General features: G+C 40.1%; 11 protein-coding genes. 3 read left to right on the top strand and 8 right to left on the bottom strand.

Annotation, left to right across the window (positions count from 1 at the left end):
- Nucleotides 1-318: 318 nt before the first annotated feature.
- The gene (locus tag ACZ9EE_RS23055; RefSeq protein WP_476030898.1) at nt 319-780 is read right to left on the bottom strand and encodes a DUF441 domain-containing protein; all 462 of its coding nucleotides are present in this window, start codon (nt 778-780) and stop codon (nt 319-321) included.
- Nucleotides 781-990: 210 nt separating this feature from the next.
- Between ACZ9EE_RS23055 and ytvI the strand changes: the two genes are divergently transcribed.
- Nucleotides 991-2,106 (top strand): sporulation integral membrane protein YtvI, encoded by a 1,116-nt coding sequence (gene ytvI, locus ACZ9EE_RS23050; RefSeq protein WP_476030896.1) that lies wholly within the window; start codon nt 991-993, stop codon nt 2,104-2,106.
- 113 nt (nt 2,107-2,219) lie between these two features.
- Here the strand turns inward: ytvI and pyk are convergent, their stop codons facing one another.
- From pyk to dnaE, 7 genes are all read right to left on the bottom strand, one after another.
- A complete protein-coding gene (gene pyk, locus ACZ9EE_RS23045) occupies nt 2,220-3,983 on the bottom strand; it encodes a pyruvate kinase (RefSeq protein WP_476030894.1) in 1,764 nt (587 codons plus the stop codon).
- 41 nt (nt 3,984-4,024) lie between these two features.
- Entirely contained in the window at nt 4,025-4,984 is a 960-nt protein-coding gene (gene pfkA, locus ACZ9EE_RS23040) for a 6-phosphofructokinase (RefSeq protein WP_476030892.1), read from the bottom strand.
- Between the two features lie 302 nt (nt 4,985-5,286).
- The gene (accA, locus tag ACZ9EE_RS23035; RefSeq protein ID WP_476030890.1) at nt 5,287-6,264 is read right to left on the bottom strand and encodes an acetyl-CoA carboxylase carboxyl transferase subunit alpha; all 978 of its coding nucleotides are present in this window, start codon (nt 6,262-6,264) and stop codon (nt 5,287-5,289) included.
- On the bottom strand, nt 6,258-7,136 hold the full coding sequence (gene accD / locus ACZ9EE_RS23030; protein ID WP_476030888.1) for an acetyl-CoA carboxylase, carboxyltransferase subunit beta: 879 nt from the start codon (nt 7,134-7,136) through the stop codon (nt 6,258-6,260). The genes accA and accD overlap by 7 nt, the downstream gene beginning before the upstream one ends.
- Nucleotides 7,137-7,332: 196 nt before the next feature.
- Nucleotides 7,333-7,959 carry a FadR/GntR family transcriptional regulator gene (locus ACZ9EE_RS23025; RefSeq protein WP_476030886.1) on the bottom strand — a complete coding sequence of 209 codons (627 nt, stop codon included), beginning with the start codon at nt 7,957-7,959 and terminating at the stop codon, nt 7,333-7,335.
- A gap of 7 nt (nt 7,960-7,966) precedes the next feature.
- Entirely contained in the window at nt 7,967-9,205 is a 1,239-nt protein-coding gene (ystJ, locus tag ACZ9EE_RS23020; protein WP_476030884.1) for an NADP-dependent malic enzyme, read from the bottom strand.
- 125 nt (nt 9,206-9,330) lie between these two features.
- Entirely contained in the window at nt 9,331-12,693 is a 3,363-nt protein-coding gene (dnaE, locus tag ACZ9EE_RS23015; RefSeq protein WP_476030882.1) for a DNA polymerase III subunit alpha, read from the bottom strand.
- A gap of 447 nt (nt 12,694-13,140) precedes the next feature.
- Between dnaE and ytrH the strand changes: the two genes are divergently transcribed.
- Nucleotides 13,141-13,479, top strand: a complete 339-nt coding sequence (gene ytrH / locus ACZ9EE_RS23010) for a sporulation membrane protein YtrH (protein ID WP_098532796.1) — start codon at nt 13,141-13,143, stop codon at nt 13,477-13,479.
- Complete coding sequence (ytrI, locus tag ACZ9EE_RS23005) at nt 13,476-13,976, top strand: sporulation membrane protein YtrI (protein WP_476030880.1); 501 nt, start codon at nt 13,476-13,478, stop codon at nt 13,974-13,976. Before ytrH ends, ytrI begins: the two co-directional genes overlap by 4 nt.
- Nucleotides 13,977-14,051 lie beyond the last annotated feature (75 nt).

Genomic DNA, 14,051 nt, shown 5'->3' with positions numbered 1-14,051 from the left:
ATCTTTGATCTGGCAAAAATCTTATAACAACTGAAAGCGACTGATCAGTTTCAGTTGAGTTAAAAGCTTATTTATGGTGGTTGCCTTCGTCAAGCGGCGCCCTGCTTCTTCGTTCTTTTGACTGAGCGATTGCTCGGAATCAATCCAAGAAAAGTGTATTCTTATCAATCATTAAAAAAATAATTTACAAGTAATTCAGCATTTATATATGGATTATGTAAATAAGGATACGCTTACAAGCCTATTATAAACAATTATCAGATTTTTGTGAATGAAAAGACACCGAAAAAAGCAAAAAAATATTATTTCACAAAAAATCTAGCTAAAAAATCCGAATACTTTCATGGCTGTATAGGCAATACCAGCGCCAATCAGAGGCCCTACTGCTACACCTTTAAAAATTGAAACTGACAGAATGGTTCCAAGTACTAAAGCGGTTGTGATCTGCGGGTCATCTGCCAGCAGTTTAACGCCGCCCTTGGCGAGTAATGCCACCAGCACCCCTGAAATTAGAGCAACCCAAGCATATGGTGACTTAAAAGACGCTGTTAAATCTTTAAAGCCGATATCTCCGCTGGCAATGGGTGCGAGCACTGCAATGGTAATCAGCGTTACCCCCCAGTTAATCCCCTTTGACTGTATAAAAGAAAAAGATTTTGCCTCTAAACCTCCCGCCTTCAATAAAAGCAGGACAGCAATAGCGATCATTAAAGAACTATTTTTCGCGATTAACCCGATTACGAGTAAAAGCAGGAGGAATAATAATGATTCGCTCAACATGGTTTCACCAATCCTTTCCAAATTATCGTACCATACTATTTATTTATAGACAGATTTAATTATTTTTCATTTTTTCTTTTTTTACCTGAGTGAAACTTTTTTTGTATTGGTTCGTAATATTTTTAGAGAATAAATTTTCCTGGAAAATTATGCAGTTTCCATCATAAAATGTTAAACTGATATTAAATTTAGTCTAAAGGAGGGCTGCTTTTGGAGCTTAAATATATATACCGGACCATACGATTTTTACTTGTCGCAGGCGGTGTGTTTTTGGCGTTGTATTTATTTTACTTTTTGTCAAAAGTCACCTATCCGTTTTTAATAGGTTTAATCATTGCCTTTCTGATTAATCCTTTTGTCGATTTCCTTCAGAAAAAGGCAAAAATGCCTCGCGTACTTGCCGTTCTCATTGCCTTAATCGTGATATTTGCTTTATGTGCCGGTTTAATTACGCTGTTAGTCGCTGAAATTGTTTCTGGTGCCGCCTATTTGGCTACAGTCGTACCGGAACATCTTGATACACTGATTAATTACCTAGAGGATTATTTTACAGCCCAAATTATTCCCTTATACAACCAATTAACAAGTGTGTTTAATAAGCTGGATGCGGGTCAACAGGACACAATCATTGGCAATATTCAAAATGTAGGGGCTAAGGTCGGCTCTACAGTTGGGACATTTATTAAGAATCTTTTTGGTAATATACCGAATATCCTTTCATGGTTTCCCAATGCTGCCACTGTTCTCATTTTCTCTTTATTAGCCACCTTCTTTATCAGCAAGGATTGGTATCACTTGTCTGCAATGGGCGGTAGAATACTGCCGCAAAAAGCGAAAACTAGTGGAAAAACGGTTTTTGTAGACTTAAAGAAGGCATTATTTGGCTTTATCAAAGCACAGCTGACCCTAATATCAATTACCACTGTCATTATTCTCATTGGTTTGCTCATTCTTAGAGTAGATTATGCAATAACGATTGCACTAGCAACAGGAATTGTGGATATTATCCCTTATTTGGGTACAGGTGCTGTCTTTGTGCCATGGATTATTTATGCCTCTATTAGCGGTGATATGGGACTGGCAATTGGATTAGGTGTTCTATATATAATTGTCCTTGTCCAGCGTCAAATCATGGAGCCGAAGATTCTCTCATCTAGTATCGGTCTTGATCCGTTAGCCACCCTTATAGCCTTATTCGCAGGCTTTAAATTAATAGGATTTCTTGGCTTAATTGTTGGTCCAGTGACCCTCGTGATTATTACCACCCTAAAAAGAGCAAATGTTTTCCATGATGTCTGGGCGTTTATTAAGGGCCGAGAAGCATAAGTTGACCTAGAAATCAAAGTAAATGATATAAAAAACGTCAGTACCAAAGGGTGCTGACGTTTTTTCATATTTTCTATTTCATTTTCATTCTGTTCATTAAGAAGGCTTAACGATTATAGTACACTTGCATGACCGTTATAGACAATTCCTCTGGTTGCATCAACAGTGATTTCTTGACCATCTCTAAAGAGCTCAAGGGCACGGTCAACACCAACAATAACCGGAATGCTTAAGTTAAGACCAACTACCGCTGCATGGCTGGTTAAACCACCTTCTTGCGTAATGATTGCCGCACACTTTTCAATAGCTGGCATCATATCACGGTCAGTACCAATTGTTACAAGTATGGAACCTGTCTTTACTTTTTCTAATGCTTCCTTTGCATCATGGGCAACCACTACTTTACCGAATGCAGAACGGCGTCCGATTCCCTGTGCCTTTGTAATAAAATCGCCCACTACATGAATCTTCATCATGTTCGTTGTGCCTGCTTCCCCAACTGGTACACCAGCGGTGATGACAACTAAATCACCATGTTTAACAATGCCGCTATTTAAGCTTTCCTCAACTGCTGCATCGAGCATTTCGTCAGTGGTTGTTGAAGTTCTGCCAAGTTGTGGATAAACACCCCAAACTAACTGCAAACGACGAACTGTGGTTTCATTAGCTGTCACAGCAACAATAGCTGCTTTTGGACGATATTTAGAAATCATTCTAGCTGTGTGGCCGCTCTCAGTTGGTGTAATAATCGATTTAACCTCGAGATTTAAAGCGGTATGTGCTACAGATTGACCGATTGCATCTGTAAGATTGTGCTCTGTGTCCTTGCTGCGGCTGGATAAGATTTCTTTATGATCCAAAGCTTGCTCTGCTCTTGAAGCAATATTATGCATAGTTTGTACAGCTTCTACAGGGTATTGTCCTGCAGCTGTTTCGCCGGATAGCATAATTGCATCCGTACCATCGAAAATAGCATTAGCAACGTCACTAGCTTCCGCACGAGTTGGTCTAGGGTTACGCTGCATGGAATCAAGCATTTGGGTAGCCGTGATAACAGGCTTTCCTTGCGCATTACACTTCTTGATCAGCATTTTTTGTACAAGTGGTACTTCTTCAGCTGGAATTTCTACACCAAGGTCTCCACGAGCAACCATTAATCCATCAGAAATTTCAAGAATTTCATCGATGTTATCGACGCCCTCTTGATTTTCAATTTTTGGAATAATTTGAATGTGTGCTCCATTATTTTCTTCCAAAAGCTGACGAATTTCTAGTACATCCTTCGCACGGCGGACAAACGATGCTGCGATAAAATCAACGCCTTGTTCGATCCCAAATAAAATATCTTGGGTATCTTTTTCTGTAATCCCTGGTAAATTTACTGAGACACCCGGAACGTTTACACCTTTTTTATTTTTTAATGTACCGCTGTTTAAAATTTTAGTATGGATCTCTTTTTCGGATTGATTGATGTCAGTAACCTCAAGACCAATTAATCCATCATCTAAAAGAATTTTAGAGCCTACATGAACATCTTCAATTAATCCAGAATATGTAACTGAAAATTTATCTGTGGTTCCTTCTACTTCAGTCATGGAAACAATAATATTCTTGCCTGCTTCAAGGTCAATTGCCCCGTTTTGCATGTTATTTGTACGAATTTCAGGGCCCTTCGTATCGAGCAGGATAGCTACAGTCTTTCCAGTTTGCGCAGAAGCTTCCCGAATATTTTTAATTCTTGCCCCATGTTCTTCAAAATCACCATGAGAAAAATTTAATCGGGCAACATTCATCCCCGAATTAATTAATTGAGTTAATTTTTCAACAGATTCACTTGCTGGTCCAATCGTACAAACAATTTTTGTTTTTCGTAGCATGCTGTTTTCCTCCTATTTTTAGACAAGACAAACTCCAATTCCTATATTGATAATTCCTTAGATAATTTGAATAAGTCAAGGTCGAGCGTATGTTTTTTCTCTAAGGCTTCAATAATATCGTAGTCAACAAGCTTATTATTTTCAATTCCTACGGCACGTCCGCCTTTTCCTTCAATTAGCAATTCAACCGCACGGGCTCCAAGTCTGCTTGCTAGCACCCTATCCGCTACGGTCGGCGAGCCACCTCGCTGGATATGTCCCAATACCGATACTCTAGTATCAAATTCAGTGGTTTCTTTAAGCTGGCGGGCAAATTCATAGCCACTGCATACCCCTTCAGCGACAACAATGATACTATGCTTTTTACCGCGCTCATGACCACTACGCAGTCTTTCAGCCACTTCTTTCATATCATAATTTTCTTCTGGGATTAAGATCGTTTCCGCACCGCCTGCTAGTCCAGCCCATAATGCAATATCTCCAGCATTACGTCCCATTACTTCAATAACAAAGGTTCTTTCATGGGAGGTTGCCGTATCACGAATTTTATCAATCGCATCGATTACTGTATTAAGGGCCGTATCGAAGCCAATTGTCAATTCTGTTCCAGGAATATCATTATCAATTGTCCCAGGTACACCAACGCATGGATATCCTTTCTGCGTTAAAGCTCTCGCACCGCGGTAGGAACCGTCACCGCCGATAACAACTAGTCCTTCAATACCATGTACACGCAGCTGCTCAATTCCTTTTTGTTGGACTTCTGGATTTGCAAATTCAGGAAGTCGGGCAGACTGAAGCATAGTACCACCACGATGAATGATATCACCCACAGAACCTAGCTCAAGTTTTTTTATATTTCCGCTGACTAATCCTGCATAGCCACCATAAATACCATAAACCTCTACATTATGAAAAATTGCTTTACGAACAACAGCACGAATGGCTGGATTCATCCCCGGAGAGTCCCCACCACTTGTAAGAACGCCTATTTTTTTCATGTCTATCACCCCAATAATCAATTTGAACCGTATGTACACATCGTTAGTAAATGAATTAATTAAGCCTAAACTTCATAGCACTTTATTATTATTAACATAAAATCCTCGAATATTTATAAAATAACATGAACAAAACGCGTTAACAACCGATTCATATTAGTAATTGTAATAGACGAAATAATTAGTAAATTGGTAACGCTTTATATTAAAATGTAATCGTTATCTTTAACATTTTCAGGGATTTTTCGTGAATAAAATGTGAACTTTGAAAAAAAAATCGTGCCCATTGAGAGCACGATTCGTTAATTTACACTAATGTAATTTTCCGCAACTGTGTATTCGCCAATGGTTCTAAACCGGTTATACCGGTCTGCTATTAATTCTTCTTCAGACCGTTTTAATAAGTCTACTAGTGATGCTTTTAATACCTTCTCAATTTCCTCTGCCTGTCTTTTAACATCTTTTTGAGCTCCGCCTTTAATCTCTGGAATAATATCATCAATAATACCCAAATCTTTTAGGTCTGGAGCAGTAATTCTCATTGTTTCCGCTGCATTTTTTGCTAGAGATGCGTCCTTCCACAAAATTGCGGCTGCTCCTTCAGGTGAAATAACAGAGTAAGTTGAATTTTCGAGCATATAAATACGGTTACCAACACCGAGTGCTAGCGCACCGCCGCTGCCGCCCTCTCCAATTACAACGCAAATAACTGGGACCCGCAGGCCAGCCATTTCAAATAAATTTCGAGCAATGGCTTCGCTCTGACCTCGTTCTTCAGCAGCTTTCCCTGGATATGCCCCCTTAGTATCAATGAAGCAAATAATAGGTCGGTTAAATTTATCAGCCTGCTTCATTAATCGCAAAGCTTTTCTGTAGCCTTCAGGATGAGGCATTCCAAAGTTCCTGCGGATATTTTCTTTCGTATCTTTCCCCCGTTGATGACCAATAACTGTAACCGGTAATCCTTTAAACTTGGCTACACCGCCAACAATGGCTTCATCATCAGCAAAGGTGCGATCACCATGGCACTCAAAAAAACCATCGAAAAGATAAGAAATATAATCCAGAGTGGTCGGCCTGCTGGAAAGTCGAGCAATTTGAACCCTGTCCCACGGCTTAATATTTTCATATATGTCTTGCTCTAGTTTCTCAAGTCGAGCCTCTAACTTTTTAATTTCTGAACTTAAATCAACATCTGCTGTCTTAGTGAACTCTTTTAGTTCAGTAATTTTCTTTCTTAACTCCACAATTGGGCGTTCGAATTCTAATTCTCCTACCATTCGAGTTCACCTCCAGGTTGATGAATTTCTAATATATTTGTAATTTGTTCCACTAAGTCTTGGCGGGAAATAATGGCATCAAGCTGGCCATGTTTTAACAGGAACTCTGCCGTTTGGAAATCCTCCGGCAATTCCTCACGAATCGATTGTTCAATAACTCTGCGGCCGGCAAAGGCAATTAATGCTCCAGGTTCAGCAAAGTTATAATCACCCAGGGAAGCAAAGCTTGCAGAGACTCCGCCTGTTGTTGGGTGGGTCATCATTGAGATAATAAGGCCGCCATTATTACTAAATCTCTTTAAAGCAACACTAGTCTTGGCCATTTGCATCAAACTTAGGGCCCCCTCTTGCATTCTTGCCCCGCCTGATGCTGTAAAAATAATAAATGGAAGCGACAATTCATCTGCTTTTTCAATGGCCCTCGTTATCTTTTCACCAACAACTGAACCCATACTTCCCATTCGGAATGAAGCGTCCATAATGGCCAAGACAATCTTATGACCGTTAACCGTCCCCATGCCGGTTACTACGGCTTCGTTTAGATTGCTTTTTTGCCGGTCTTTTTCAAGCTTCTCCAGATAATCGGGAAAATCAAGTGGATTAACCGATACCATTTCCTCATTTAATTCCACAAAACTTCCTTCATCGATAAAACTATCGATTCGTTCTTTTGCCGTCATTTGGAAATGAAAGCCGCAATGCAGGCATACCTTTGCGTTTTTCACTAATTCTTTTGTATACATAATTTTCTTACATGAAGGACATTTAGACATAATTCCTTCCGGCACGTCATTCTTTGCCGTTTCTTTTGTTATTGTTGCATATTTCTTCTTTTTTGGTTGATTTTTTGTAAAAAGATCTTTAAGCGCCAAATTAAAACCTCCCTTGTGTAACGCGACCTGCCTATGGCAAGATTCTCCAATTATTGCTATATAGAAGTCTTTCTATCCTGCCTCCACTTCATACCTATTGCATTCCAACGTGGTCAGACGGGAAATTGACTAAAAAATAGCCCTCCTAACAGGCTTGTATAACTTTCACTATAAAATAAACATAGTTCAAAATCTGTTAGTATTTGTCGGTAAAGTTTGACAAATTTCGAAGTTTTTTATACGCAGATAGTGTTTTTTCAAGATCCTTTTCAGCTATAGCGTTTAATAATTTTAGATAGTGTTCCCGCTTATAGATTAGATGATTTTCTTCAAGTGAATGATAATACTCTTTTAAAATGGACCATAATCGCAAGAATAAGTGGTTATCGGACAGCTCCATAAATCTCTGGAAAAATTCATCATCAGAGAAATGTTCCGTGATTTCAAACCAATCCTTAATCTTATTTATTTCCTGATTATCTGCTTTTTGGAGTACTAAATGCAAGCAATCCATTTCGATATAGTTTTTGGTTTCAAATACATCATGCTTAGCTTTTTGATCCTGCAAAATAAAAGTGCTAAGAAGTTGGACAAGCTGATGACCGCGAAAATCTCTTATATAGGTTCCTTCGCCTCTTCTTGTCTCAATTAAACCAAGTAATTCTAACGCTCTAAGTGCTTCGCGAACCGAAGAGCGCCCGAAATTCAGGCGCTCCGACAATTCACGTTCAGATGGGATTTTATCGCCGGTCTTGAGACCGTCAATTGTAATCATTTCTCTTAATTGCTTCACAATCTCTAAATAAACTTTGGTATTCGTCACTTACGAATCACTCACTTTTACCAATGATTGCGAGCCTTTGTGTTCTTTCCTTAACATCCTCTGGATCAACTTTTAGACGGGCTACACCTGTTTCCATAGCGGCCTTGGCCACTGCAGCAGCAACATTTGGTGCTACTCTTGGGTCAAAAGGTGCTGGGATAACATAGTCAGCATGCAGTTCATCCACGCTAATTAATCCGGCAATGGCCTCCACTGCTGCCACTTTCATTTTTTCATTAATATGCGTTGCCCGAACATCAAGGGCTCCGCGGAAAATCCCCGGAAAGGCAAGGACATTGTTAACTTGGTTAGGAAAGTCAGAACGACCAGTTCCAACGACTTTTGCCCCTGCAGCTTTTGCTTCTTCCGGCATAATCTCTGGATCAGGATTCGCCATGGCAAAAATGATCGAGTCTGGATTCATGGACGCAACCATATCCTTGGTTAATGCTCCTGCAACCGATACTCCGATAAAGACATCGGCACCTTTAATCACATCGGCGAGACTTCCTTGTTGATTATCCCGGTTCGTAAATTTCGCTACTTCCGCTTTGACTGAATTCATCCCCTGCGGCCGGCCTTCATAAATCGCGCCTTTTGTATCACACATGATGATATCTCTGACTCCGTAGCTATATAACAACTTGATAATGGCAATCCCAGCAGCACCTGCTCCACTAGCAACTACCTTTATTTCAGTCATTTTCTTTCCAATAATTTTAAGGGCATTGACAAGTCCTGCTACAGTAACAATCGCAGTTCCATGTTGGTCATCATGAAAAATAGGAATATTGGCTTCCCTTTTCAATCTTTCCTCAATCACAAAACAGTTAGGAGCAGCAATATCTTCGAGATTTACTCCCCCAAAGGTTGGCTCGAGCAACTTAACCGTTTCAACGATTTTATCAACATCTGTTGTGTTTAAACAAATGGGAAAGGCATCCACTCCGGCAAAGCTTTTAAAAAGAACAGCTTTGCCCTCCATCACTGGAAGAGCGGCTTCTGGTCCAATGTTACCTAACCCTAAAACAGCTGTACCATCGGAAACAACGGCAACCATATTTCCTTTCATGGTATAATCATAAACTGTTTCCGGTTTTTCATAGATGTCTTTACATGGCTCTGCCACACCTGGTGAATAGGCTAAACTTAAATCATGTGCATTTCGAACTGGAACCTTGGATTTTGACTCTAACTTTCCCTTATGAATTCGATGCATATGTAATGCTTCTTCACGTAAAGTCAAGAACTGTCACCCCTAAAAAAATTATATATAAAAATAATAATACCCATTCACTTATTGTCAGCTATAGTGGTCAGACCACACTTGTCTCTTTACCACTATAACATATCTAGGGAAGTTGTAAAGAATTATTCCTTTAGGACCACGTTTTTTGAACCAAGAATGTTTCTCAGTTTCTGCAGTAAATCCTGTTCAGGTTTCACTCTGTACTCGTCACCTAACCTAATCGTTTTACGGCTATCTTCATAGTGGAGAATAACAGGGGCGTTCCCTTTATTTTCTTTTAATAATTGATTTATCTTTGTTAGGGATGTTTCATCCCTCAAACCAGAGGATACTTTTAAATATAGAACAGCTTGCTTCTTGGAATTGTTTTGCAGCCAATCTTCTATATCAAACACTTGCTGAATAATAAATTGCAGCTGTCCTTCTCTTTCCTCCATTTTCCCCTCGAGAAGTACAAGGCTTCCTTGTTTCAATATTACCTGAAACCTTTTATATACATTTGGGAATACCACGGCCTCCATTTCACCGCTCGAATCACTTATGGTTAAGAAGGCCATCGAGTCTCCTTTTTTTGTACGAATCGATTTCATCGCTGAAATATAAACACCCGAAACAGCCCTCTTTACTTCCGGACCTAATTGATATAACAGAGAGGCACCGCTAAGTTTAAGCCTTTTTTCATAAATGGAGATCGGATGGTCAGATAGGTAGAAGCCTAGCGCCTCTTTTTCAAAGGCCAATTTATTTTCGAGACTAATCGAGTCTACTTGGACGTATTTTGGCTTTGGTATCATGTCATCCTCAAATAAGGCAAACTGATCAGCGTCATCCGGTTTAAAGATTTGGGCATGTTCAATCGCCACGTCCAAACTAGCTAAAAGAACAGCACGATCTTCGCCAAATTCATCAAAAGCACCGGAATGAACAAGAGATTCAAGTGTTTTTCGGTTTACTGCTTTAGAAGAAACTCTAATACAAAAGTCAAATAAGTCATCAAACCTCTTCCGTTTTCTGACCTGGAATATTTCTTTAAGGGCTGCCGCGCCAACATTTTTTATCGCTGCCAGGCTATAGCGGATTCCGTTTTTTTCTACCTGAAAGGAGTATTTGCTTCGATTAATCGATGGGGGGAGGACGTTGATCTCCTTTTGCCTCGTTTCCATGATATATTGAGCAACTTTTGTATCATTTCCAATTGCAGAAGTAAGGAGACCTGCCATAAAATGAACCGGAAAATTAGCTTTTAAAAATGCAAGTTGATAGGCAATCATACTATAGGCAACCGCATGACTCCTGTTAAACCCATAGTTTGCAAATCGGACAATTAAATCATATATGTCATTTGCAAGCCCTTCTGTATATCCTTTCTTTAACGCCCCTTGAACGAAGTGATAGCGCTCTTTGTCCAATACTTCTTTTTGTTTTTTCCCTACCGCGCGCCGTAACAGGTCGGCTTCACCAAGTGAAAATCCCGCCATTTTGGAAGCAATCTGCATGATTTGCTCTTGGTAAACAATGACTCCATATGTATTCTCTAAGATGGACTCTAAATCATGGTGTGGATAGTCTACCGCCGCCCTGCCATGTTTCCGGTCGATGTAGAGTGGAATGTTCTCCATTGGACCTGGACGATATAAGGCATTTACTGCGACAATATCCTCAAAACGAGACGGCTTTAAGCGAATCAGAACCTTCCTCATTCCCTCTGATTCAAGCTGAAATATTCCTGTGGTTTCACCCCTGGCCAGTAAGTCAAAGGTGTTGACATCTTGCAGCGGTACCTGCCTTACGTCCACCCTCTTACCCGTATCCCGATAAATTGAAGATAAAATCGTTTCAATTAGTGAAAGGTTCCGGAGACCGAGAAAATCCATTTTTAGTAAGCCAATCTCCTCGAGATACTCCATTGAGTATTGGGTTAAAAAAACATTCCCGGACCCTCGTTGGATCGGGACTAACTCCACCAGCTGCTTCTCACTAATGACCACGCCGGCAGCATGTGTGGAAGTATGGCGCGGCAGACCTTCAAGCTTGAGAGCCGTGTCAAAAAGCCTTTGGTTCAGCGGCGTATCCTTTACGAACTTTCTTAAAGGTGCTGATTCATTATATGCCGCTTTCAAATCAATACCTAAACGGGACGGAACCAATCTGGATAAATACTCCAATTCTTTTGTATTTAAACCAAACGCTCTGCCCACATCTCGTAAAGCCGCCTTTGCAGCAAGTGTTCCAAACGTAACAATTTGGGCCACATGCATTTCCCCATATTTTTTCGCAACATAATCGATTACTTCGTCCCGGCGATGATCAGGGAAGTCGATATCAATATCGGGCATTGAGATTCGTTCAGGATTTAAAAACCGCTCAAATAATAGCTCATGCTTAAGCGGATCTACGTCTGTGATATAAAGAACATAAGCAACAAGCGAACCTGCCGCTGAGCCTCGTCCTGGTCCGGTTAAAATATCATGCTCGCGTGCATATCTCATAAAATCCCAAACAATTAAAAAGTAGTTACTAAACTTCATTCGCTTAATCACGGCAAGTTCATAGGACAAACGGTCTAAATATTCCTTATCCGGGTTAGTGAACCGTTCATACAAACCCTTTTCGCATAAATGATCAAGAAACTCTTCAGCGGGAACACCCTGCTCGGTTGGGAATGCCGGTAAATAGGTTTTATTAAGTTCGATATTTACTGTGCAACGTGCCGCGATTTTCAAGGAATTTTCTAAGGCTATAGGATATTCTGAATAGCAATCCACCATTTCTTCGGCACTTTTTAAATAAAACTGGTCGCTATCCAGTTTTTCTCTATGCTCATCCTGAAGTTTATCGCCATTTTTAATCGCTAATAAACATTCGTGTGCAAACGTATCTTCTTTTTCTAAATAATGGACTCTGTTTGTCGCTACAAGCGGAATGTTTTCTCTCTTAGCAATCTCAAGAAACTGTTTGTAAATCCTTTTTTCAGCTTCTAGCTGATGCTGCTGCAGAGATAAGAAAAAGTTGCCGTTCCCGAAGATCTGGTCCAGTTTAAGGATTAACCTTCGTGCATATTCCTCATCCCCATTTATAATTGACTGTTCAATTTCACCTTCTAAACCTGGAGAAATGGCGATTAGTCCACTTGAATATGATTTAAGCCATTTAAATGGAAGGCCATTTTTAGACTTTGTTTGCACCGCACTTGATATTTTTAAGAGATTTTTAAATCCTTCTTCTGTTTCGGCAAGTAAAACAAGCGGATAGGCTTCATTTTCTGTCCGTTCACTTTCAACATCTACCGTTAAACCGATGATTGGTTTAAGGTTATTTTTCTTACAGAGTTTATAAAATTCGATCGTTCCGTACATTACATTTCGGTCCGTCAGAGCAAGGGCTTTAAACCCTTTTCTTTTGGCATTTTCAATTAAATCCGGGACAGATGCCATGCTTGTCAACAAGCTATAGGCACTATACACATGAAGGTGAATAAAAGACATAATGTCACACCGTTCCTTAAAAAAATTTCATTAATTTAATTATAGAGCTTAATAGGAAAAAAGGAAAATATGTTCTTATTTATAGAAAAGCGGAAGCGCCCTGGTCAGCGGCGTATGGCCTCCTCGAAAAAGCTATCGCTTTTCCTCGTGCGGTGCTTATGCTGCCGAAGCCTTCCTTGTGGAGCACTCCAACTGATATAAAGGAAACACGAAGAGCGTTAGCGATTCGATGTTGACTTATCGTAGGGCGGAGAGCGAAGGACACTAGCCGCTAGGGCGCTGCAGCTAGACAATACGAAAAGCGGAAGCGCCTTGATCAGGAAAAATCAGTTTATTTTTTCCTAAGGGCGATAGGGCTAGACACTGCTTTATTTCATTGAACTAACTCATATTCCTGGACCTTTGTCCATATAAATGAATATAACAATTTGTAAGGGCGGTTTGCGCATGAAAGAGATTGGTTTTTTTCCAGCCTTTATTGAGGGCTACTTTATCGCGCTAGGAGTCGTGCTTGGCGGTTCCTTAATTGGAGGAATTGCTTCATTCTTAACTGGACAACCACCGCTTACGACCGTCTACCGATTATCCTCCGCACTTAGGATCTGGGCGATCGTTTCTGCGATTGGGGGAACGTTTGATGCAGTTTACACATTTGAAAGAGGCTTATTTAACGCGGATACAAAGGATCTTTTTAAACAACTCTTGCTCATTCTGTCGGCCTTAGGCGGGGCCCAAACAGGTGCACTCATTATTAATTGGTTAACCCAGGAGCATATCTCGTCATGAGAGTACCGCAATTATATCGTAAACCCGGCTGGCAGCGTTTTTTTGCAGGAACCGCTGTTGGCGGAGCGATTAGCTGGTGTATTTTTTTATATATTAACGGGGTCTGGCAGGAAGAGAACACGGAGTTAATCCATAAACAGCAGCAGGAAATTGTTGACTTAAATAATGAGAAAAAGATTTGGCAGGATGAGTATAAGGAAATTAATCGGCGCAATATTGAACAGCTTACGGTCCAGAAGATAAATATTAAAATCACAAACGCAGAAAAATATAAGCTAGACTCGTTGAGTGTCCTAGAAACAGAAGATTCCGTTCACGATGATATTAGTATGATGCTCGCCAAAGATATCGACACAGTCTATAAAAGTAAAGACTTACTCAAAAAAATAATTGAAAATAAACAAGTCAAAATTAATGATAAAAGGTACAAGTTAAAAGTGAAGGAAATGGTTATTTATACAAACTTGACCATCCAATTAGAAATTCATTTTGAATAAGAAAATACTGAAGCGCCTAGACAGGCGCTTTCAGCTGCACATACGGCCCTGAAAACAGGGCCGTCTTCTTTCCTG

It is taken from the genome of Bacillus sp. URHA0034 (assembly GCF_056280405.1).
The sequence above is the reverse complement of the archived record's forward strand: the minus strand, read 5'-3'. Positions and strand labels throughout refer to the sequence as shown.